Annotated in this window: 12 protein-coding genes; 3 read left to right on the forward strand and 9 right to left on the reverse strand. The window is 61.7% G+C overall.

All coding sequences use genetic code 11. The features are described from left to right. Position 1 precedes the first annotated feature (1 nt). The 7 genes from E1573_RS07320 to E1573_RS07350 form a co-directional block, all read right to left on the reverse strand. A complete protein-coding gene (locus E1573_RS07320; RefSeq protein ID WP_133212103.1) occupies positions 2 to 1003 on the reverse strand; it encodes a VWA domain-containing protein in 1002 nt (333 codons plus the stop codon). Further along, positions 990 to 1496 carry a DUF4381 domain-containing protein gene (locus tag E1573_RS07325; RefSeq protein ID WP_133212105.1) on the reverse strand — a complete coding sequence of 169 codons (507 nt, stop codon included), beginning with the start codon at positions 1494 to 1496 and terminating at the stop codon, positions 990 to 992. The genes E1573_RS07320 and E1573_RS07325 overlap by 14 nt, the downstream gene beginning before the upstream one ends. Then, complete coding sequence (locus tag E1573_RS07330) at positions 1493 to 2452, reverse strand: DUF58 domain-containing protein (protein ID WP_133212107.1); 960 nt, start codon at positions 2450 to 2452, stop codon at positions 1493 to 1495. The genes E1573_RS07325 and E1573_RS07330 overlap by 4 nt, the downstream gene beginning before the upstream one ends. A gap of 3 nt (positions 2453 to 2455) precedes the next feature. Beyond that, positions 2456 to 3430: an AAA family ATPase gene (locus E1573_RS07335; protein WP_371925139.1), complete on the reverse strand. Its 975-nt coding sequence runs from the start codon at positions 3428 to 3430 to the stop codon at positions 2456 to 2458. A gap of 88 nt (positions 3431 to 3518) precedes the next feature. After that, positions 3519 to 5774, reverse strand: a complete 2256-nt coding sequence (locus E1573_RS07340; RefSeq protein ID WP_256659488.1) for a tetratricopeptide repeat protein — start codon at positions 5772 to 5774, stop codon at positions 3519 to 3521. A 226-nt stretch (positions 5775 to 6000) separates the two neighbouring features. Beyond that, on the reverse strand, positions 6001 to 6849 hold the full coding sequence (locus E1573_RS07345; protein WP_133212409.1) for a type 1 glutamine amidotransferase domain-containing protein: 849 nt from the start codon (positions 6847 to 6849) through the stop codon (positions 6001 to 6003). A gap of 2 nt (positions 6850 to 6851) precedes the next feature. Next, a complete protein-coding gene (locus E1573_RS07350; protein WP_133212111.1) occupies positions 6852 to 7169 on the reverse strand; it encodes a putative quinol monooxygenase in 318 nt (105 codons plus the stop codon). 97 nt (positions 7170 to 7266) lie between these two features. On the opposite strand from E1573_RS07350, the gene E1573_RS07355 reads away from it, so the two are divergent. Continuing rightward, a complete protein-coding gene (locus E1573_RS07355; RefSeq protein ID WP_133212113.1) occupies positions 7267 to 8190 on the forward strand; it encodes a LysR family transcriptional regulator in 924 nt (307 codons plus the stop codon). 226 nt (positions 8191 to 8416) lie between these two features. After that, complete coding sequence (locus E1573_RS07360; RefSeq protein ID WP_133212115.1) at positions 8417 to 8725, forward strand: hypothetical protein; 309 nt, start codon at positions 8417 to 8419, stop codon at positions 8723 to 8725. Positions 8726 to 9801: 1076 nt separating this feature from the next. Here the strand turns inward: E1573_RS07360 and aspT are convergent. Beyond that, positions 9802 to 11484: an aspartate-alanine antiporter gene (aspT, locus tag E1573_RS07365; RefSeq protein ID WP_133212117.1), complete on the reverse strand. Its 1683-nt coding sequence runs from the start codon at positions 11482 to 11484 to the stop codon at positions 9802 to 9804. After that, positions 11481 to 13109 carry a mechanosensitive ion channel family protein gene (locus E1573_RS07370; RefSeq protein ID WP_133212119.1) on the reverse strand — a complete coding sequence of 543 codons (1629 nt, stop codon included), beginning with the start codon at positions 13107 to 13109 and terminating at the stop codon, positions 11481 to 11483. Before E1573_RS07370 ends, aspT begins: the two co-directional genes overlap by 4 nt. Positions 13110 to 13439: 330 nt before the next feature. On the opposite strand from E1573_RS07370, the gene E1573_RS07375 reads away from it, so the two are divergent. Then, the gene (locus E1573_RS07375; RefSeq protein WP_133212121.1) at positions 13440 to 24920 is read left to right on the forward strand and encodes a VCBS domain-containing protein; all 11481 of its coding nucleotides are present in this window, start codon (positions 13440 to 13442) and stop codon (positions 24918 to 24920) included. The last annotated feature ends 20 nt before the right edge of the window (positions 24921 to 24940 follow it).

Raw genomic sequence — 24940 nt, forward strand, 5'->3', positions numbered from 1 at the left:
CTCAGCCTCCCGCCCCTGTTGTGGGTGCCTCACGCTGCAGCAGCCAGGCCGACAGTGCCGCGACGCCATGGCTGACCAGCAGCAACAGCAGCGCCGCGCCCAAGGGCAGCCAGAACAGGTCGCGCTTGGGTTGGTGGCTCAAGGTCTTCACCTGATGTGGGGTGATCTGATCCAGCGTCGTATAGACCGCCTGCAAGGCCTGCCGATCATCTGCGCGAAAGAAGCGCCCACCAGTGCTGCTGGCGATGTGTTGCAGGGTTGCCAGGTCAACCTTGGCTTCGCCGCTGGCCTGGGGATCACCGATGCCGATGGTGTGCACTTTAATGCCGCGCTGCCTGGCCAATTGCGCGGCATGGTCAGGGGTAATGGCACTGCCGGTGTCGTTGCCGTCGGTCAACAGAATCAGCACTTTTTCCTGCTCGCCGGCTTTCTCGAACAGTTTGATGCTCAGCCCGATCGCATCCCCCAGCGCCGTATTCGGCCCGGCCATGCCGATACCGACTTCATCGAGCAGCATCGCAAGGCTGGCATGATCCAGAGTAAACGGAGCCTGCGGATAGGCACCGGTGCCAAACACGATCAAACCAATGCGGTCATCCTTGCGCTGTGCGATAAAGTCGCGCACCACCCCTTTTACCGCAGTCAAACGATCGGTCCGGGCGCCACTGGCGTCGGTGTAATCCTGGGTTTGCATGGACTGGGAGATATCAATGGCCAGCATCATGTCGCGGATGGGCTGCTGGTGCTCAATGGCTTGCTCGACCCACACCGGGCGCGCGCAAGCTGCGACAATCAGCGTCCAGACCAGCAGGTTCAGCAGCAGCTGCCAACGCCCGCCGCTGGCCACTGCGGTGCCCGGCTGCGGACTAACGGCGCGGTTCATGGCGGCAAAGAATGGCACCCGCACTGAGCTGCGTGTCAGCTGATAGACGCCCAGGTAACGGTAGGCCAGCCAGGGTAATGGCAGCAGCAACAGCACCCAGAGGTAGTCAAACTGCCACATGATGGGTCTCGATCCAGGTTCGGCTGGCGGCAAACAGCGCCTGCACTTCGTGTGGCTCGATACTCAAGAGCTCTGCATCCGGCGCATAGGCCAAGGTGAACAGTCGCGCTGCGAATTGCTCAGGCAGCGGTTGCCGTGCATGCGTGGTGAGAAATCCTTGCCACTGCGCACCGCTGAGCGCAGCAACCGCCTGGGCATTTGCCGCCGACAAGGCAACGCGTTTGAGCAGAACGGGCAGTTCGCGCAAGCTCTGCAAGCGTTGAGTCACATCAGTCAGATCAGCCGCCAGGCCATCGAGCACCATCAGCGCTTGCCGTCGGTAGCGGTTGCGTTGCCAGCGCTGCCATCGGCGCAGCGCCCACCATGCAAAACAGCACACTGCGATTAACAACAGCACCAGCCATCCCCAGGTCTGCGGTAGGTAGCTGAACGGTGGCGTCGGCAAGGGTAACTCCTGCAACTGATCGACACTCGGCAGCACTGGCGTGGTCATCGCATGATCCCCGACAGCCGCCCCAGCTCCCGTCGCACTTGCATCAGCGGGTCTTCGCCGGTGCTGATCATCATCACCGGCACCTGACTACGTTGCAGCAGCTCGGCGACCTGTTGCAGCCGGCCGGACAGAAACTCCGTCATCGGCCGGTGTACCTGGCGGCGTCCGATCTCCAGCTCAACCTGCAGCTGACCCTGGGTGACCGTCACCCGTCCCTGCTGTGGCAGCGCCAGGGCCAACGGGTCATACACCTGCATGGCGATCACATCGTTGTGCGCACTCAGCTGACGCAGCAATTGCAAGGTGTGCTGCGAAGCACCCGAAAAGTCACTGATGATGCACACCAGGCTGTCATGCCCGGCATTGGCAATGCAGTTACGCAACACCTGATCCAACTGGTTGGCATCTTCGTGGTCCGGGCTCGTGGCCGAGAGTGCGTGGTTGCTGCGTATCACCGCAGCACACAACGTTTCGACCCGCGCCCGGCTGCGCAACGGTCGCACGTACTGCACCTGATGATCGTCAAACACCAGCCCGCCGACACGGTCACCGGCGTGCAGGGCAATCCATGCAGACAATGCCGCAAGCTCGGCAGCCGTGACCGACTTGAAACTGCGCTTCGAGCCGAAAAACATGTTCATGCGTTGATCGACCACCAGCAGCGTCGGGCGGTCGCGCTCTTCGGTAAACGTGCGCACGAAGGGCTTGCCGAAGCGTAACGAGGCGCGCCAGTCCAGGTGGCGCAAATCATCGCCCGGGATGTAGCGGCGCAATTCATCGAAGCTCAGGCCCCGGCCACGCAGGCGTGAAGCATGGTTGCCGGAGAGGATGCTGGCCAACGGTTGGCGCGCCAGAAAGCTCAGGCCCCGCACCCGATGCTCCAGTGCCATGAGTTGGCCCAGTGACGCATAGACCAGGCCATCGGCCTGGGCTGAACCTGAATGCGCGGCGGCCATGAGTCAGGCCGGGATCGCGACGCGATCAAGCAGCCGATCGATGACCTGATCGGCGCTGACGCCCTCGGCGACCGCGTCATAGGTCAGTTGCAAACGATGGCGCAGCACCGGATGCACCACCGCACGCACATCGTCCGGGGACACAAAGTCGTTGCCCGACAACCAGGCATGCGCCCGTGATACCCGATCCAGGCTGATGCCGCCGCGCGGGCTGGCGCCAATCTTGATCCAGCGCGCCAGGTCATCGTCGTAGCCCTGCGGCTTGCGTGTGGCGTTGATCAGGTCAATCACATAGCGGTCAATGGCCTCGGCCACATGCACGCCTGCCACTTCGCTACGCGCGGCGAACACCACGTCTTGCGACAAACGCTGCACAGCGGATGCAGCCTTGCCTGCCTGCTGATCTTCACCACGCACCAGGCGCAACACCAGGGTTTCGTCTTCGACCTTGGGGTAGTCCAGTTGCAGTTTCATCAGGAAGCGGTCCATCTGTGCTTCCGGCAACGGGTAGGTGCCTTCTTGCTCAATGGGGTTTTGTGTAGCCAGCACCATGAACAGCCCGGACATCGGATAACTCTGCCCGGCCACGGTGATCTGCCGTTCCTCCATGGCTTCCAGCAAGGCCGCCTGGACCTTGGCCGGTGCACGGTTGATCTCGTCAGCGAGAATGACATTGCCGAACAGCGGCCCGGGCTGGAACTTGATCTGGTTGCCTTCAGCGGTTTGCTGGAGAATTTCGCCACCGGTGATATCGGAAGGCAGCAAGTCCGGGGTGAACTGGATGCGCCGCATTGTGGCATCCAGGTGAGTGGCCAGGGCTTTGACCGTGCGGGTCTTGGCCAGCCCTGGCAGGCTCTCCAGCAGCACATGACCATTGGCCAACAGCCCAAGCAGCACATGGCGAATGGTGTCTGCCTGCCCCAGTACCTGTTGCGCCACACTGGCTTCCAGCGCTGATACCTGCTCGTGAATGGTCACTGCTGTATTCCCTGACAAGGTGGCAATGGAATGAATCCTAGCAGCAGATGGGCTGCTCACAAGCCACCCCGGATTGGGGAGTAGGCACTCACGGTTTCTGCCAGTACGGCTCGATACGCTGTAGCCGTGGATCGTCAGGGGCCACCTGGCGCATACGTTTGACGTATTCAAAGGCCTCGCTGCGCTCTCCGGCCAAGGCATGCAGATAGATCAGCGAATACAGCAAATCGGCGTCGTCCGGTGATTGCTGCAGCCCACTGCGCAAGGCACTGATCGCCTCATCACGGCGATTCAGACGCGACAACAGCAAGCCCTGGTTGTAGCGAATCCTGGCGTTGCCGGGCAGTGCCAGCGCGGCCGTTTGCATCCACTCCAGCGCCTGCTCGGCCTTGCCCTGCTCCACCAGCAACAAGGCCAGCATATAGGCGAGGTTGCCGTGGTCTGGGGCTGGCATCTTGTCCAGGGCCAGGCCTTCGCGCAGCACCTGTTCGGCATCCTCCAGACGTTGCGAGGTACTGAGCATGGTCACCAGGTTGACCCGTGCAGGAACAAAGTACGGGTCAAGCTTCAACGCCTGGCGATATTCATCCATCGCTTCGCCGTCGCGGCCCTGGCGGCTCAGCAGAACAGCGAGGTTCAAGCGACCACCAGGCAGATCGGCGTTGCCACGCAAGCGCTGCTCGTAATCTGCCAACAAGGTTTTGAATGTCTCGCGCGAGGCGGCCGGCAACTGTTCGCTCGGCACATCAGCCAACGCCCTGACGGCTTCATCGCGCACAGCCAAGGTCGGGTCCTGGAGCAACGGCAGCAACGGCTGTACACGTTGCGCCGGTGGAACGCTGGCAAAGCCAGACACCGCATAGGCCCTGACCAGGGCGTTGCTGTCCTCCAGTGCCCAGCCCAGGCTGATGCTTGAACGCGGCCCGAGGTCGGCCAACTGCTCTGCAGCAGTGGCCCGGACAATTGCCGGTTTGCCCTTGTCTGCCAGCACGGTATTGAGCGCGTTGAAGGTGTTGCCGTCACCGCTGCGGGCGCTATGGAAGTTCTCACCATAATGGGGTGGGCGCTGCGGTTGCCCGAACCAGCCTTCGATGGCCTTGGCAGCCCATTGCGGCTTCTGGTCCTGATGGCAGGCAGTGCAGGCGTCCGGGCTACCGTCTTTACTGGCCAGATCCGGGCGCGGAATGCGCAAACTGTGATCGCGTCGCGGGTCCACCACCATGTAGGTTTTGGTCGGCATGTGGCAACTGACGCATTGTGCTCCCGGTGAACCTGCCGGGTGATGATGGTGCGCTTCGCTGTCGTAATCCTTGGCCTGCAGGCTGGGGAAGCGGGCTTTCGGGGGTTGGCTGTTATGGCATTGCAGGCACAGCCCGTTACCTTCGATCTTCACCTTGCTGGTGTGCGGGTTGTGACAGTCGGTGCAGCCGACACCTGCTGCGTACATCTTGCTTTGGGTGAACGAGCCGTATTCGTAGACTTCGCCGTCGATCTGGCCATCGGCATGGTAGAGGCCAGTACGCAAGGTCGCGGGCAGGCTCTGATCCAGCTGAGGATGACCCGGTAGTTGCCCGACCCCGAGGGTTTGCCTGCGACTGTGACAAAACGCACACTGCTCGACCAGGCCCTGGCTTCCTAACGCCTTGTAGTCTACCTGCAGGCCAATTTCCTTGGCCGAAGCATAGGTTTTCTCTGCTGTCTTGGCTGTCTTCGCCCAGTCCACATGAGCTTGCCCCGGGCCATGGCAACTTTGGCAACCGACGTTCTTTTCCTGCCAGGTCGAGGCAAAGCTGTCGTCACGGTCGTTGTAGTTTTTCATCAACCGCGTGGAATGGCAGTCGGCGCACATGCCGTTCCAGTTCTGATAGCGACCGGTCCAGTGCAATGGATCGTTAGGTGCGAAGCGCTGGCCGGGGTACAGCGAGAACCAGCGCTGCCCGCCCTCGCCTTTGGCGCGGCTGTCCCAGGCAATGGTCAGCGCCTGCAGGCGACCACGGGGCAAGGCCACCAGGTACTGTTGCAGCGGGTAATGGCCAAAGGTGTAGAGAATCTGGAAGTCCTCAGGCTTGCCCTGCTCGCCTTCGGTGTTGACGAAAAACTGTTTGCCCTTGCGATAGAAGTGCGCTTTGACACCCGCTTCGTCAAAGCGGGCATTGTTGAAGTTACCCAGCACGTTGGTGCTGGTGGCATCACGCATGGCCCAGCCGTGATCAGAGTCCTGCCACTGTTTGGCTTGTTCGGTGTGACAGCCCAGACAGCTCTCTGTGGCGACATAACCTTGCGCCGAGCTGGCCTGCCCGGGCAACTGCGCGACGGTCTCGCTACTGGCCCAGGCGGGCCACACGCACACCCACAACAGCAGCGCTGCGCTTGACCTTAACCTGTGCCAAAAACGGGACAGCTGACGTTGCTCGGGCCTCTCGTGCCTCATTACATGCTCCACGGTTATCAGGGCCCTTTTCCGGGCTTTCTTATTCGGCTTGCAATGATGGCCGTGGGACCAAGGTTAGTGCATCTTTGTATCAAGACTCTAGTGTCAATTCGGAATAGTTCTAACAGATCGCGCCTGTTTATTCGGCGTGCCCGGTGTTCAGCTTTTGCACCAACGCCTTGGCCAGCAAGCGGTCAGAGAATGGATTCTGGCCAGTGATCAGCTCGCGGTCGACCACCACATTCGGCGCCCAGGCTTGGGCATAGCTCATCGCGCCCCCCGCACCGGCCATAGCGTTGGCCGGGTAGTACAGGATTCGGTCGCCGTTGAGCGACTGTTCAAACACCTGCTCTTCCGGGTCGGCGAAAATGGTCATGCGGTACCCCTGGTAGATCCAGTTCGACGCCGCTGGCGTTTCACCACGGCGCAGCGCCGTTTGATAGCTGACGGGGTCGTCCTGGGCCGACAGTAATGCAATCGGACCATGACAGATGGCCGCAGTCGGCTTGCCTGCCTGATGGAAGTGACGCAGCAGTGCGCCAACCTGCGGGTTGTTGGCCAGGTCGATCAGCGGCGCATGCCCGCCCGGGATCAACAGCCCGGCATAGCGGTCCAGATCACTGTCCAGCACTTCACTGAGCGACAGGCTGTCGTTGATACCTGGCAGGCCTTCGACCAGGGTACGGATGCGCTGCATTTCTGCGGCATCACCGGCGAAGTACATCGGGTCGATGGAGCGCTGATCAACACTCGGCTTGTTGCCTTTGGGGGTGACCAGCACCAGCGAGTAACCGGCCTTGAGCAACTGGTCAGCGGGTACACCGAACTCATTGAGGTAGAAGCCGGTGGGGTATTGCTTGCCGTCTTTGAGGGGCAGTTGCTGCTCGCTGGACAATAAGACCAGCACCTCGCCTTTGCTGGCAGCCGGTGCAGTACCGGCCAGCAGCGAGGACGCCAGCGCGAGTGCCAGGGTAAAGGTTTTGCGCATGGTCATACTCCCGATCCATTCAGCGGTGCCAGTTCCAGTGGCCGACTCAAGCGCACCTCGACCGGCGCTGCCACCCAGTTGGCGGTGGCCGCACGATAGGCTTGGTAATGCGCGCTGCTACGGTGCGCCTGGACGGCAGCCTCGTCGCTGTAAAGCTCAAACAAATCGAAGGCCAGTACCTCGCCCTCACGGCAGAACAGGTCGTAGCGCAGGTTGCCGGGCTCGTTGCGCGAGTGCTCCACCATTACCCGTAACGCCTGTTCAACGGCATCACGGTGTTCGGGCTTGGGGCTGATCGTGGCAAAGATGGCGATGGTCATGGTTGCTCCTAGTAGGTCAGGGGTTTGAGTAGCCAGCATCGTAACCAAGGCACTAAGATTCGAAAATTCGAAAGGTTTTATTTCTGGCATTCAAAATATGAATATCATCCACAAGGACCTGAACTTGCTTCTGGTGTTTCATGTGCTCTACCAAGAGCGCAATGCCTCGGTGGCGGCCGCGCGCATTGCCCTGAGCCAGCCGGCGTTGAGTCACAAGCTGAACAAACTGCGCCAGCAGTTCGCCGACCCGCTGTTTGTCCGCGCGCCCCGAGGCCTTGCACCAACACCCCGGGCCCATGAACTGGCGCCCCATGTGCAACGCCTGGTGGGTGAACTGGAGGCCTTCTACGACCTCAGTGATGGCCAGGACTTTCTCCAGCGGGCCGAGCGTATCCACCTCTACAGCACCGACTACATTGAACAGACGCTGCTGCCCCATTTACTGCCGGTACTGCGTAGCCAGGCGCCCAATCTGCTGCTGATCACTCACAACACCCGTGGCCAGTTGCCGCGCAACGAACTGGAAAAAGGCACTTGCGACCTGGCGATTGCCGGCTTTTATACGGATTTGCCCGACACCTTCCACCAGCAGCGCCTGCTCAGCGAAGACTTCGTGGTACTCGCCTCACGCAGCAATACACGGCTGGCCGAAGGGCTGGACCTGGATGCCTTCCTTGCCTGCGAGCACCTGCTCACCACCCTCACCGGCGACCTCAACGGCCGGGTGGACCAGGCGTTGCAAGCGCAGGGCCTCAAGCGCCGGATCGCCGCCGGGCTTGCCAGTTTTGTAGCCCCCACACGGCTGATTCGCGGCACCGACATGCTGCTCACCTGCTTGCGCTCACTGGCCCAGGAAGCCGTTGAACGCGATGGCGACCTGTGCATCCTCCCCCTGCCGCTGTCTTTGCCCCGGGTCGAGGTGATGCAGATCTGGCATGCACGCACCGACGCCGACCCGTTGCGACGCTGGTTTCGCCAGCAAGTGCAGGCAGTGGCGGCGGCACTTGAAGTACCGCAGTAAAAGGCAGCAGTGGACGACGAAAGTGCGATGCGCTATGTTTTCCAGCAACTTTCGGAAGATAGATATCTCGACAGTTAAGAGTACTTTTAAAACTTGTAAGACCCTTCTTACATATTTATCAATACTCACACACTTCATCAGTGCGTCAACAAGGATGTGAAGCGCCTGGGCAAGCGCCGGCCAGCTGTGCCGGTGCAACACTCACATGACATAAGGACCGTGCGCCATGTCTCAGCATGATTTCCAACTGACCTATTCCATTCCCGAAACACTTGATGGCAGCTCTGCAACAGCGCGCGATAAAATGCGCGAATATCACGGGTGGGACACCGTGGTTAATATTGACACGACCCTGACCGGTCAACTTCCGTTGCAAGGCATTATTATTGAAAAGCGCAAACAGGCCGAGCGAGAAGTCAAGAAGATCATTAAGGACTTGCTCGAACAAAGCCGCAAAAACAATGCCCTGACCCTACACGCCAGTTTGATGGTGTGCGGACTGGGCGAACACATCCGCTTCGACGTCAGCGCCTAACACCCAGTGCAACTGTCTTCCACAGGTTGAGAGTCTGTGCAGTCCTGGTGGGAGCGGGCTTGCCCCGCGATAGCGATCTGTAAGTGACATCGCATCGCGGGGCAAGCCCGCTCCTACCGTAGAGGGTTAACCAATGATCAGGCCACACACCGCCAGCAGGACCTGGGCGAACACATCCGCTTCGACATCAGCGCCTAACAACCAGTGGAACTGTCTTCCACAGGTTGAGAGCCTGTGCAGTCCCGGTGGGAGCGGGCTTGCCCCGCGATAGCGATCTGTAAGTGACATCGCATCGCGGGGCAAGCCCGCTCCTACCGTAGAGGGTTAACCAATGATCAGGCCACACACCGCCAGCAGGACCTGGGCGAACACATCCGCTTCGACATCAGCGCCTAACACCCAGTGGAACTGTCTCCCACAGATTGAGAGTCTGTGCAGTCCTGGTGGGAGCGGGCTTGCCCCGCGATAGCGATCTGTAAGTGACATCGCATCGCGGGGCAAGCCCGCTCCTACCGTAGAGGGTTAACCAATGATCAGGCCACACACCGCCAGCAGGACCTGGGCGAACACATCCGCTTCGACATCAGCGCCTAACACCCAGTGGAACTGTCTCCCACAGGTTGAGAGCCTGTGCAGTCCCAGTGGGAGCGGGCTTGCCCCGCGATAGCGACCTGTAAGTGACATCGCATCGCGGGGCAAGCCCGCTCCTACCGTAGAGGGTTAACCAATGATCAGGCCACACACCGCCAGCAGGACCTGGGCGAACACATCCGCTTCGACATCAGCGCCTAACACCCAGTGGAACTGTCTCCCACAGATTGAGAGCCTGTGCAGTCCCAGTGGGAGCGGGCTTGCCCCGCGATAGCGATCTGTAAGTGACATCGCATCGCGGGGCAAGCCCGCTCCTACCGTAGAGGGTTAACCAATGATCAGGCCACACACCGCCAGCAGGACCTGGGCGAACACATCCGCTTCGGCGCCAGCGCCTAACACCTAGTGGAACTGCCTTCCACAGATTGAGAGCCTGTGCAGTTCTGGTGGGAGCGGGCTTGCCCCGCGATAGCGATCATAGGAGGTTAGCTGGCGATGTAGACGATGATCGGGCCACACACCGCCAGCAGTACGTTGGAAATGGCGTAACACACGGTAAAGCCGATCACCGGGGTATTGCTCCCGGATTGTTCGATGATTTTGTTCATCGACGCCGCTTCCGTCTGCGCCCCGGCCAGGGCGCCGAACAGCACCATGGGGTGCAGCCGCAGTACATAGCGCCCGAAGTACAGCGACACCAAGGGTGGCAACAAGGTAACCACCACTCCCGATATCAGCAGTGCCACTCCTTGGCTTTGCATCGCAGCAATCGCTGCCGGCCCCGCCAACAGCCCCACCACTGCACCGAAAGCGGTCAGCCCGAACTCCGAGAATGCCCACTGCGCCGCCGGTGGCAAGGCGCCAAACTCCGGGTGACGGGAGTTGTACCAGCCGATCAGTAGCGCAACCAGCAGTACGCCACCACCAACGCCGAGCTCCACAGGAATCATCCCGATGTGCGTAGACAGCATGCCCAACAGCGCCCCCAGCACCATACCCAAGCTGTGCACGGCAATATCGCTTTTGTGATTGCGCTCGCGAATCCGCCCCAACTGCTGCGCCAGCGCCTCGATACTGGCGGTGCGCCCGGTGAGGGAAATGACATCTCCTTTGCGCAGTATCGTATGAGGCAGCAACGGTAACGCCAGGCCTTGCCGGGTGATGGTATTGATGAAGCAGCCCATCCGTTGCGTACCCACCAAGGCCCGTTTGATGTCATGGATCGTCTTGCCGGCCAGTGCATCACGGGTCAGTACCACTTCGACAGAACGGGTAGGAAACGACAACGACTCGGGATGATCGATCTCCGGGCCAAGCCATTGCACCAACGAGCCGATGTCTTCACGCAGGGCATACACCCCGACAATATCGTTTTGGTGCAACACCAGTTCAAGGTTGCGCTCTAGGACCTGACCCTCACGCACCACGCGCTCGATGCTGATATTGCTGTGTTGTTGCTCGAACTGGGCAATCGACAGACCGTCTGCACGCGCCCCCACACGATGGGCGCGGACCACGATACGGGTGTAGGGAACACTGATGATGTCTTCAGTACTGGCAATCCCCAACTCCAGCTCCAGCTCGCGGGCCGCACTGCGTAAATCCACACCCAACAGTTTCGGGGCGATGGTGCCGACGAACACCACCAGGCCAATGGTGCCGAACACATAGGTGATGGCGTAGGCAACTGCCATGTGGCTGTACAACTGGTTCTTGGCGGCCTCATCCAGGCTCAACTGGGCGATGGCACTACTGGCGGTCCCCATGATCGCCGTGTCGGTCAGGGCTCCTGCGCCAAGGCCTGCAGTAAACCCTGCATCGAAATGGTAAATCGCATTCATCAGCAAGATAGCGCCCAACGCGGTGGCACACAGCACCACGGAGAACAACACCAGTTTCAGGCTGCTGCGGTTCAGGCAGCTGAAAAATTCCGGGCCGCTCTTGAAGCCCACGGCATAGATGAACAACACAAAAAACACCGATTTCAGCGCGTGCGGTACTTCAAGGCCGACCTGACCAATGATCAAGCCCATCAACAGAGCCCCGGCCACCGACCCTAAATGGAAGCTGCCGAGCTGGATGCGGCCGATCAATACCCCCGAAGCGATGGCCAGAAACACGGCGATCTCGGGGTTGCTGCGCAAGGCATGCAGGACGAAGTCGATCATGGTTGCGGTCCTGTGTCGCCGGGCGCCTGTGCGGGGGCGGTGAACCAGCGGTCTTTGGGCACTCGCTTTTCTTGTTCCGGATCACCCAGGTAGTGCGGCGACATGATTTGCACATCGTACTCGTTGAACACATCCTGAATGTTGGCATGCAGCATGGTCAGCAATTCGGCACGCGGCCGTGGCTCACTGGGCACGGCTTGGGCCACCAGGCGATACTCGGGGTAGAAATCTGACAGCGCGGTCTGGAACACCTGCGGTCTCGGTGTCTGGAGGATCCCCGGCGTACGTTGTGCTGCCTCCAGCAACATCGCTTCGACCTGACGCCACGGCGTGTCGTAGCCAATAGTGACCACGGTGTCCACCACATACCCGGCGCCTTGCACCACTCGCGAGTAGTTCTTGGTCACCGCCCCGGTGATCATCGAATTGGGAATGGTCAGCACCTCGCCCAAGCCGGTGCGGATACTGGTGGTAAACATGCCCAGCTCCGTTACCGTGCCCTCGTGTTCACCAATGCGGACAAACTCGCCGGGGCGCAAGGTGCGAGTGTAGGTCAGGATCAAACCGGCTGCTGCCTGCCCGACCACACTGGATGCACCCAGCGAAATCATCAAGCCAATCAACACCGACAGACCTTTGAAAGCTTCTGTCCCGGCGCCTGGCAGATAGGGATAGGCCATCGCCAGGGCAAACAGCCAGATCGCCAGCGACGTCAGGCGCGTGGTTGGTTGCAGGGTTTCACTGTTCAGCCAACTGATGGTCCCTGGCTTGGACAGGCGCTCGAGCACACGCTTGGTAAATGCACTGATGCCCCGGGCGATGAAGAAGATCATCAGCGCGATGATCAACCCCGGAATCGCACTGACGATCGCATCCAGCACATAGCGCAGCAAGTTGAGCAGATAGTGGTCGAGGCTTTCCCCCCAGGGCCGGGTGTAGGGAAAACGCTGCAGCACAAAGGTCAGCCACTCGTAAGTGAGCAGCAGCACGACAATCCAATAGAGCAAGTCCAGCAGACGCCGGATCAGCGGAAACAGGTTGCTGGTATCGAGCAGCGACGTGTCCCCCACTTTCAGCACACCGTGGTGTCGGCGTATGCGTTGGGGCAACTGCGCCAGCAGCTTACGCCGAATAAACCCGCTCAGGCGCACCAGCCCAATAAACAGCAAGGTCGCCACAACACTCAGGCCACCTGCGGTTAATAGAAAGCGCACACTGCGGGCTTGCTGCGACTCTTTCACCACCTGTTCAAGCCGTTTCGCAGCTTGTGCCGCCGTGTCGGCTACCGAGGTCTCCGGATTGGCGTCTTTGGGGGCGACGATGAACGCGCGGCGCTCGCCCAACAGCACCATGTAACTGTCCTGAATGGTGTCCAGACGCACGTTGGGTTCTTCGGTCCCGCTGAGCACTTCGTTGATCACGCTCTGCGCACGCTGGGCACGTGCCTCAGGCGTTTCGCCGAGCAGGCTGGCGTGAAAGGTAAATATGACGCGGTTGGCAATTTTCAGCTCAGCAGCTGCAGCCGCTTCCGGGCTCGCCTCTTGTGCCGCGTGAACAGTGGAAAAAGACACTATCCACAACAGGAACAACGCGCACACAGACCACCGTTTTCCCCACTCCCCCATGGCACTTGCTCCAGCCAGATATCCTTGTCAGGGCGCAAGCGTCGCTGGTTGCACAAACGTGACCGTTGAGCGCATCGCACCGCCCCGCAGCAGTTGATCTGCAACAGGCAAGCTGAGAATAGTCGCGGTTGCCGGCTTGTTCCTGTAGTTGCCAAGCGCTATAAGGAAACACTTCATCAGAATTTTCCTACAGGGTAAAAAAAACAGACTAGCCTCTTTCTATCATCCAATGCTGTGAACCCCTCAAGGACAGGTATCAGGGGCAGGCATTGGTGTGAACAACTCAATGACGGTTCGCCCTTACCCAGGGCTCAAAGTGATGATGTGGACATGACGACCCAGACCCGCTCCGCCATACCTCATGCCTTCAAACCTCAACGCCAGGCCCTGGCGCTGGAGCCGCGCATCCTGTTTGACGGCGCTGCCGCAGCCGCCGCCGACCAGCAACATCAGGACAACGGCGGCGACAAAGCCGATGCCGGCGCTGCGCATGCCACGCCGTCCGATGCGCGCAGCGAACCGGGCCAGCAACCCTCCGCCGCACGCCACCTGCTGGTGCTCGATAGCCGTATCGAAGGCCGTCAGCAGCTGACTGCCAATCTGCCCGACAACGTCGAGGTGTTGGTGGTGGACGCCAAACAGGACGGTCTGGCGGCAATCTCCACCGCACTGGCCCAGCTCGGCCAGGTCGACTCGATCCAGATCCTCTCCCACGGTGCTTCCGGCGAATTCACGATCGGTAAAACCACCCTCACCGCAGACACCGTCGGCAAGTTCTCCCAGACCCTGAGCCAATGGGGCCAGAACCTGAGCGAAGGCGCCGACATCCAGTTGTACGGCTGTAAAGTCGGTGAAGGCAGCGAGGGGCGTACGCTTGTAGATGAACTGTCGCGCTGGACCGGCGCCGATGTCGGTGCCTCCAACGACAATACCGGCAGTGCCAAGGCCGGTGGCGACTGGGCCCTGGAGGTCACTCGCGGCGCAATCGACAAGCCCATTGCGCTGTCCGCCGCCGCCATGGCCGGCTACGATCGTCTGCTGGCTGCCGGCCCCAGTACCGACTTGTCTGGCGGTGCCGATGTGCTACTGGGTAGCACCTTCAATTTCACCGTCACCTTTACCAACAGCACCAGTGACACCGGCTATGCCCCGTTCGTCGACCTGTTCTTCCCGGCCACCGGCAAAGACGGCGCCGGTTCCCAGATCGACGATGGCATCACCTTTGTTTCTGCTACCTACCTGGGCCAAGCACTCACCTCCCATGTCGTGACCTTCGACGCCAACGGCCGAGCCAACCATCCGTTGGCGGTAGGCGTTGATGGTAAGCCGCTGGTGATCAATGCCGCCGATTTCGGCATGCGCGCCGGCGACCAGATGGTCGTGGTGGAGCTGCCGTTCGCCAGTGTCAGCCAGGGCCAACCGGCCATTCCGATTCAAGTGACGGCAACCCTGAGTAACCTGGCCGATACCGACTTCTCGTTTACCGGAACGACCCCTGACCTGACCATCCGCGCCCGCAGCGGCTTTCAGTACGGCAACGATTCGCTGAACAACCCTGCCACTGACCCGAGCATTCTGGAGCCGTCAGCCAACGCCGACAGCTATGTGGTGCACCCTACGGTGATCACGGTCGATCAAGTGGTCACCACCCCGGAAGGTGAAACGGCAACCGGGCCGAACTTCAAGCGTGATCTGACCGTCACCGTGACCCCCGCCAGCGGCCAGACCCTAACCAACGTGGTGATCACCCAGCCGGTGCCCGATAACGTCATCGTTACCGCCATTACCCCCGGCGGCGGTGGCACCGTGACCTCTCTGACCCTGTACGACGGCCGCACCGTCACAGACCCGGCAGTGATCCGCGCGCTGCTGGCACAAAACAATGACGGCGACCTGAGCAACGACCTGTACATCAGTGCTTTCACGGTCACCTACCCGACGCTTAGCGCAGCCACCAGTACCGACGTGCAGTTCTTCGTTCCCGAAGACGATGCCGATGGCATACCGGTGCTCAGCCCGATCACCGGTGATGACGTCACCATCACCTTTGACGGCCCTACAGCCTCCGGCAGCTGGGTTCCACTAGACCCTCGCGACGCGGTCAACGGTCAGATCAACTTCAGCGGTGTGGGTGACGACGTCAGCTTCGTGGCCAAGTCGATCACCTTGCAAAAACAAGTGACCGTCTCCGTTGACGGTGGCGCCGCCGGCGTCACCCCTGGCGACACCCTCACCTACCGCCTCAACATTGCCTTGTCGGACTACTTCGCCTTCGGCAAGACCTTCCTGGGCAACGGCAGTTTCGTTATCGCCGACGGTGTCACCGACGGCCAGACCCTGGTCCCCGGCACCGCCACCCTGACCATCAGCGTCAATGGCATCAATCAAACCATCGCCCTGGTCAGCACCGTGGTGGTCAATGCCGATGGCAGTACGTCGATGGTGTTTGACATAGGCCAGTCCATGCGAAACGCCCTGTCCGGGCGTAGCTGGCTCAATGGCGATCTGGCTTTTGATGACGTGCTGCAAGGCGCCACCCTGGCAGTCATCAGCTACCAGGCGCGCGTCGCTCAGAGCTACACTCCGCCGGCAGGTGCACCGCACAGTGAAATCAACGAAGGCGACCCGCTGGGCAACAATGCCACCGTGACCGCAACTGTGCTGCTCGACCCGCTCAACCTCAGCGGATCAGACGAAAGCGACAGCTCCAACACCCTGGTGCGCGTTCCTACCAGCAAGGTTGAGATCGACCTGGCCGACCTCAACGGCAGCGGCGCCCCCGCCCCCGGCACCGAGCTGCGCCCAGGCGACCGCGTGACTTTCCGCCTGAGCTACGATCTGGTGACCGGTGACTACGAGAACTTCAAGCTCACCGCTTACCTACCGCTGCCGTTGTTCAACCTCAGTGGCCTGGACCTCAACAGCATCTGGCGCCTGGCCACCGGCAACACCAACCCCAACAGCCCGACCTCGGTAACCCTCGGCCCTGGCAACTCACTGGTGTTTACCTTCGCCGACTATGTGAATACCGGGGTCAATGGCAGCCGCATCGCCATTGATTTCACCCTCACCGTCAGCGACCAGCCGTTTGCCGACCAACGCGCGTTCAACGTGCTGGGCGAATCCAGCCAGACCCGCACCCTGGACAAAGGCGTGCTGGTCACCACCGACGACGTGACCCTGATCGCTTCGGTCGCCGAGCCTGTGCTGACCATCAGCCATGGCGTAGTGTCGACCAACCACGGCACCGTCACCGGCACCACCGGCAGCTGGAACCCGCCGGGCGGCACCGGTGTGCCATTCAACGGCAGCATTACCGACGTCGCCGCAGTCAACGGCAACGTCAGTGGTATCGATGGCAACGACCGTCTGCGCCTGGCGACCGCCATCGAGAACCACGGTGGCGGGAATGCCTTTGATGTCAGCACCCGCATCACCCTGGCGCCTGGGCTGTCGTTTGTGGGCGGCAGCCTGTCGGCCGCCAATTTGCTGATTTACCGTGGCGATGGCACACGGCTTGTTGCCGGCACCCACTACACCGTCGACAACGCCACCAACACCATTACCTTCATCGATGGCGCAGGCGTCGGCGCCTTGCTTGCCGGTCGCCCGGGTACCGCAGCCGACAACAGCGGCGCAAACGTTGTCGTGATCACCTACGACGTCAACGTCGCCGCCAACATAGCCGCCAGCGCCACCCTGCAGACCAACGCCCAACTAACGCGCTACGCCAGCGTCGAAGGCGGGCAGAACTTCCTCGGCACTACGCCGTTGAGCGACCTGGCCAGCCAACAAGTCGCCGCCCCGAGCATGACCAAGACCTACGCTGGCGGCAGCCTCGACAACAGCGATTCCAGCGCCAGCCACACCACCGGTGCCAACCTGGTGGTGGGCGAAAGCATGCTGTATGACATCGTCGTGACCCTGCCTGAAGGCACCACGCAAAACTTGCGCATCGACGACCTGATCCCGCCGGGCATGCGCCTGGACACCTCCTTCAACGGCACCGGCTACCTGGTGATTACCACCGCTGGCGGCGCGCTGGCGCAGAATTTCGCGGGTACCGTCACCGTCGGCAGCCTGACCGCGCCGTCTGGCACCCTGGGCGGCGATGGCGTGGATGCACGGTTCACCTTCAGCGTGGCCAACACCACGGGTGATAACAACACCGGCAACAACAGCTTCGTCATTCGACTGCGCCTGGTGGCCAGCAACGTCGCCGACAACCAGACCGGCGCCGTACGCCTCAACGATGCGGTGCTCACTTACAGCGACCCTGATGGCGACACCCCCAACGGCAACACCGCACTCAACCGTGACGTGGTAGTGACTGGCGCCAAGCCCAGCATCACCATTCAGGAACCGACCCTGCAGCTGACCCAGCAACTTGTCACCCCGCCCGGCCTGGGCTTCGACCAGGGCGATGCGGTGGAATACACCATGACCGTCAGCAACGGCTCGGCGGCCAGCGATTACGATGCCTTCGACATCGCTTTCAACAGCGTACTTCCCAGCGAACTGGACCAACTGACCCTGGTCAGCGTGATCTACACGGTCAACGGTGTCAGCACCAATATCACCGGTAGCTTCAGCCTCGACCCCACCGGCCGCACGCTGGTCAACACCGGCAATGTCGATATCGCCAAAGGCGGCACCTTGGTTATCCGCGTGACCGGCGTGGTCAATGCCACCGGCGCGTCAGTGGCGCAGTTCGACAACATCGCTCAGGTGCGCTGGACCAGCCTCAACGGCACCACCAGCGGCACTGCCGACCCGGCCGGTGAGCGTACGGGCCAGGACGGCGTGCTCAACGGCGGCACGCTCAATGACTACCGCCGCGACAACATCCTGATCATCCCGGTGGCACAAGGCATCAAGTTTTCCCGGGTCGGCGGCCTCTCGGATACCGCCGCGCCTAACCCGACCAACGCCTTGCAAGAAAACGTCGCCGTGGGTGAAATCATCCGCTACCGCGCCGTTGTGCTGGTGCCCGAAGGCAATAACCCCAACTACCAACTGGTGATCACCCTGAGCCAGGGCTTGACGCTGGCAGACCTGAGCACCATGCGCATCGGCTTCATCTCCGATGGTGGCCTGACCACCAGCCTGGGTGACCTGATCACCGCTGGCACCCTGCAGATTCTCGGCAATGAAACCAGCCCAGAGGCCCAGTTCATCACGCCTGACCTGTCCGGTGCTGCCCCCACCGGAGTACTCAACGCGAACTACGTAGTGCTCAGCACCGACGCCAACGGCAACCAGATTGTCACCCTCAACCTCGGCAACCTCACCAACGGTGCCCACGGTGGTGGTGACGACGGCAACGACGATGACCTGGAAGGCGTCGTGCTGGAGTTCAACGCCCGGGTCGACAACCGCGTCGAGAACCAGGCCGGCGACATCCTCGGCGCCCTTGTCCAGGACCGCGTCAACGGCAACCTGCGCGCGACCAGCCTCACCCTGACCGAACGTATTGTTGAAGCCAGCTTCACCGGGTTGAATAAACAGGTCACCGACTTTACCCCCAATCCCGCAGGCACCGTGGGTAACGCGACCGTTACGGTCAACTTCACCGCCAGCGGTGGCCTGCCCGCTTACGATGTTCACCTCGCCGACGGTTTCCCCACCGGCAGCAACTACAACCTGATCAGCATCACCATTGGCGGTACCACCTACGGCCCGGGCAACCTGCCGGCGGGTGTGACCTTCAGCACCAGCGGCGGCCTGAGCGTCGACATCAGCAAAGTCGACAGCGGTACGCAAGTGCGGGTGGTGTATTCGGTGGACGTACCCAATGGCACCACCATCGCCAACACCGAGGCCAACCTGAGCTGGAGCAGCCTGCCCGAGACCTTTACCAGTTGGGGGGGCAGCACCGTAGGCAGCGACGGCAGCGCTTCTGGCGAACGTACCGGAGCCGACGGCCCCGGGCCTGATGCCAGTACCCTGAACAACTATGTATTGCGCGAAGGCGCTGGCCTGGGAATTATCAGCGGCACGCTATGGAACGACACCGGCACGGCCGCCAGTGCACCGAACGACGCGAACCCCGACGCCGATCCGGTACCCGGCACCCCCGCCTATGAGCTGGCCATACCGAACCAAACCATTACCCTGATCTGGTCCGGTGCCGATGGCGTGATCGGCAACGCTGACGACAAGTCCTTTACCACCACCACTGACAGTAACGGGCGCTTTACCTTCGGCGTGCTGCCCTCGGGCCTGTACCGTCTGGTCACACCGACCACCGTCGACAGCATTACCCAGTTCGGCCAGTTGCGCATGCGCATCGACACCGATGGCGCCACGCTTGGCCAGATCGATGTCGGCCTGGGCGAAGGCAGCAGCGCACAAGCCAACTCGGGCTTCGTCGAAATCAACGACGCACCGGTCAACACCCTTCCAGGCTTCCAATCGGGCCGCGAAGACACGCCACTGGCAATTCCCGGCATCAGCGTCAGTGACGTCGATGCCGAACGCAACCCGAACGTCAACGGCCGCAACATCCAGGTCACCCTGACGGTCACCCACGGCACATTGTCGCTCACCGGCGCCACCACCGGGGTTACCGTCACTGGTGCCGGCACCGCGACCTTGGTACTGCTGGGGCGGATCGCCGACATCAATGCCGCGCTCAATGGCCTGAGCTACCTGGGCAACTTGAACTTCAACGGCAATGACTTCCTGGAAGTCACCACCAACGACCTGGGCAACTACGGCGACTTCGACAACAACGGCGTACCGGGGCAACCGACCGACGCTCGGGAAGACCGCGACTTCCTGGTGATTAACCTCGCCCCGGTCAACGACGCCCCCGTGGGCGTACCCGACAACACCATCGCTGTTGAGGCCGGCGGTACCGACAACCGTCTGACCGGGGTCGATCCACGGGGCAACGTGTTGGATAACGACACCGATGTCGACATCGCGACCAACGGCGACCAACTGTTGGTCGTTTCGGTGACCTCGCCACTGGGTGTGGTCGTACCGGTACCTGTGACCTCGGTTGAAGTGCAAGGCCGCTACGGCAAGCTGGTGATCCAGGCCAACGGTGCCTACCAGTACATCGTCGACAACACCAACGCCGCGGTGCAGGCGCTACGCCAGGCGAGTGACACGCTGAATGAGGTGTTCACTTACACCCTTTCTGACATCGGTCTGGGCGGTGCCCCGCTGCAATCCATTGCCACCCTGACCGTGGAGATCAGGGGCGCCAACGACGCCCCGGATGCGGAAAACGACGTTGGCACTGCCATCGAAAAAGGTGGCGTGAACAACACCGACAGCGGTAACCCCAACGACACCCCACCCACCGGCTTCCCGGTCCCGGGGGCCGATGCCTCTGGCAATGTGTTGAGCAACGACAACGACGTCGATGGCGGCCCCGGCGACCCCATCGACTATGGCGAAAGCAATTCCGTTACCGGTGTACGTCCCCTGCGCGAAGCGGTGCCCGGTGCCCTGACCATCGTTCCACCAGGTGGCAGCGTCAGCATTGCCGGTACCTATGGCACGCTGACCATTTTCGCCAATGGCGACTACACCTACGTCATCGACAATACCAATACCGCCGTGCAGCGGCTGGGCCCCACTGACCAGTTGGTCGATTTCTTCAGCTACCAAGTGTCTGATGCGCTGGGGCTGAACGATCTGGCCGAACTGCGCATCAACATTGTCGGCAACTATGACAACCCAGTGGCCAGCGACGACCAGGCCTCCGCTCAAGCCGGCGCCAGCAATGCCGACCCCGAGAGCAACCCGGTCGGCAACGTCATCCTGTTCCCCAGCCGCCCCGGCAGCATCACCCAACCCGGTGGCAATGGTGTCGACCTCGACGTCGACCGCGCCGACCGCCCGAGCACCGTGCTCAAGGTCAATGGCGTGCGCAATGGCCCGGAACTGGCCGGTGGCGCACTGATCACCGTCGCTGGCGGCGCGGTGACCCTGGACGCGACGTTCGCCCAGTTCAGCAACGGCACACCGGTTGGCAGCCCGGTGAATTACGGCACCCTGACCATCAACCCGGACGGCTCGTTCAGTTTCGACGTCAACAGCGACAACCCGGCCATCGTCGCCCTGGCACGCGGCGCGACCATGAACGTCATCTTCACCTACCAGATCGTCGATTCAGCCGGGCTGACCGACACCGCACAACTGGTGATTGTGGTGCGTGGCGCCAACAACCCGCCGCATGCCCAGGACACGGTAGCGCTGGCCACCGAAAAAGGCGGCGTCAACAACACCTCGCCGGGCCTTGACCCCGGCGTGCCTCCAGCGCCGGTACGGCAAGTGACCTTTGTCGATCCCGACAGCGATCCGGTCAGCGTCACTGGCGTACGCACAGGCCCCGAGGGCGGCACCGGCATTGCCGGTACAGTGGGCACTGCCCTTAACGGCCAATACGGTGCGTTGACGATCAACAGCGATGGCACCTATCGCTACGTCATCAATAACGATAACGCCGAAGTCCAGGCCTTGCGAAACGCAGACGACCTGCTGGTCGAAGTCTTCACCTACCGGGTGACCGACAGTGACGGCGAGTTCGACGATGCGCAGATCATCATCGTCATCCGCGGCCAGAACGACAACCCGATCGCCACCAACGATACAGCCACGGCGGTGGAAGCCGGTGGCGTAAACAACACCAGCGGCGGCATCGACCCTGCCGGTAATGTGCTCACTAACGACACCGACGTCGATGGTGGCGCAGGCGACCCGATTGACTATGGCGAAACCAAAACCGTGGCGTCGGTGCGCACTGGCGCCACCGAAGGTGCCGGTACCGCCGGCACACTGGGCAGCGAGTTGCGGGGCACTTATGGCTGGCTGACGCTCAACGCCGACGGCAGCTACAGCTATCGCCTGGACAACAGCCTGGCTGCGGTACAAGCCCTGCGCGTCGGCAACAGCCTGACTGAAACCTTCAACTACAGTGTGGTCGATACCGACGGTGCCACCGACATCGCCCTGCTGACCATCACCATCCAGGGTCGCAACGATGCCCCGGTGGCCAACAACGATAACGCCCTGGCCGTCGAGGCCGGTGGGTTGAACAACACCAGCGCCGGTATCAACCCCACTGGCAACGTGCTACTCAACGACACCGATGTTGATCGCTTTGGCGAAACCCTGAGCGTCATCGCCGTGACCCAAGGCGCTACCAATGGCAGCGTTGGCAGCAGTTTTGCCGGTCAGTACGGCAACCTGACGCTGAACGCCGACGGCAGCTACACCTACCTGGTCGACAACAATGACCCGCTGGTGCAAGCCCTGCGTACCCCCAACGACACCCTCAGGGAGACGTTCACCTACACCATTCGCGACCTGGCCGGCGCTACTAGCACTGCCACCTTGACCATCACCATCCAGGGCCGTAACGACAACCCGCTGGCCGTCAACGACAGCGCCGTCGCAGTCGAGGCCGGCGGCACCAACAACGGCACCGCGGGCGTCGACCCGAGCGGTAACCTGCTCACCAATGACCGCGACGTCGATGCCGGTGACAGCAAAACCGTCAATGGCATCCGCACAGGCACCGAAGCGGCCGGCGGCACTTTCACCGCAGTCAGCGGTAGCCAGGTCATCCGTGGCACGTACGGCACCCTGACGGTGTTCGCCAATGGTGACTACCAGTACCGGGTCGACAACAGCCTGGCTGCCGTTCAGGCGCTCAAGCCCGGCGACACCCTGAAAGAACAGTTCACCTACCGCATGCGCGACAGCGCCGGTGCCGAAGATAGTGCGCAACTGGACCTGACCATCGAAGGCGCCTGGGACGCCCCCGTGGCCCGCGACAACGTCAATATTGCCGTGGCCGACAACGGCGATGGCCTGGTCCTCAACCCGAGCGGCAATGTGCTGCCCAACGACAGCGATGTTGACCAGAACGACGTGCTGACGGTCACCGGTATTCGTACCGGCGCGGAACTGGGAACAGGCGTAGCCGGCACCGTCGGCAACGTGTTGCAGGGCCTGTACGGCACCTTGGTGCTCAATGCCAACGGCAGTTACACCTACACCATCGACACCGATAACCCGGCGGTGCTGGCGCTTGATTTTCTGCAAACGCTGACCGACCACTTCACCTACGAGGCAAGCGACCTTGGCGGGCTGACCGACCTGGCCCAACTGTCGATCATTATCATCGGTCGTAACGATGCGCCCACTGGCGTCAATGACAACGCCACCGCCATCGAAGCCGGCGGGTTGAACAACGCCACGCCGGGCGTGAACCCCAGCGGTAATGTGCTGGGCAACGACACCGACCTTGAAAGCGGTGTCCTGACGGTCACGGCAATCCGCACCGGCAGCGAAACCGGCTCCGGCACCACTGGCACGCTGGGCACCAGCCTGCGCGGCTTGTACGGCAATCTGGTGATGAACGCCGACGGCAGCTGGACCTACACCGTCGACAACAGCCTGGCCGCCGTTCAGGCGTTGCGCACCAGCGGCCAAGTGCTGGTAGATGTGTTCACCTATACCGTGCAAGACCCGCACTTCGCCGATGACACCGCGCAGCTGACCATCACCATCGACGGGCGCAACGACACACCGATTGCCGTTGACGACAACACCGTTGCCGTTGAAGCCGGTGGCGTGAACAACAACTTGCCGGGCCTCAATCCCAGCGGCAATGTGCTGGACAACGACACCGACGTCGACAGCCCAGCCCTGGGCGAAACTCGCCAAGTGCTCTCGGTGCGCAGTGAAACCGGCAGCACCGCCCTGGCCGGCCAGGTACTGACCGGCCGCTACGGGACCCTGACGCTGAATGCCGATGGCAGTTACACCTACCAGTTGAACAATGCCGACCCTGTGGTGCAGGCGCTGCGCACGGCAGGCGAAACGCTGCGTGAAGTCTTCACTTACCGCATGCGTGACACCGCTGGAGCCGAATCCGAGGCGAGGTTGAACGTGCTTATCCAGGGCGCCGACGATAACCCGGTGGCTCGCGACGACAGCAACGTCGCCAGTGACCAGACCCCTGCCCCACAATCGACAGGCAACGTGCTGCCCAACGACAGTGACGTCGACGGCGGCGATGCCCTGAGCGTGACCGGCATCCGTACCGGCGCCGAAGCCGGAAGCGGTACGGCAGGCAGCGTTGGCCAGCCCCTGGCCGGGCGCTATGGCACCCTGGTGATCAATGCCGATGGCAGCTACACCTACACCATCGACCTGAACAACCCTGAAGTGCTGGCGGCTGCGGGGCTTGGGCAAGTCTTGCAGGATGTCTTCACCTACACCGTCAGCGACCTCAGCGGCGCCACCGACCTTGCGCAACTGACCATTACCCTGGACATCGCCGCACCGTTCATTCCGGCACCCGCCGGGCCGTTCTTCGGGCGCGACACTGACGACCCGTTCCAGCGCCTGCCGTTGCCCGATGTCGATCCGGTAGTGTTCGTCGGCCCGGTGGTCGAACGTCAGGAGCAGATCCTCGAACTGTCCAGCTGGCAGGCCGATGGCAGCAACCTCAGCTACGGACGCACCCCGGAGATTCTCAGCGAAACCCTCAACCAGCGCCTGGGCATGATCCAGGGCCAGTTCGTCGCCAGTGCAGTGCGTGGCAGCCGCCAGGCCAGTGATAACGACATGGCCTGGATTCTCGGGCGCCAGTCGCGGATCAACCTCAGCGCTGACGGCCTGCTGCCCGACCCGTCAGTATTCGCCACCGACGCCGCCCACCTGACCCAAGGTGATACCCAGTTACCTGCGCCCTCCGAAGCTCGTATCGCGTCAGGTTTTCGCGCGCAATTGCGTGAAGCTGCCGAACGCCTGCGGGCCATGGATAACAGTACTCGCGAGTAAGCAAAGACCAAGGACTGACT

The sequence above is a fragment of the Pseudomonas sp. H9 genome (genome assembly GCF_004353925.1).
Classification (GTDB): domain Bacteria; phylum Pseudomonadota; class Gammaproteobacteria; order Pseudomonadales; family Pseudomonadaceae; genus Aquipseudomonas.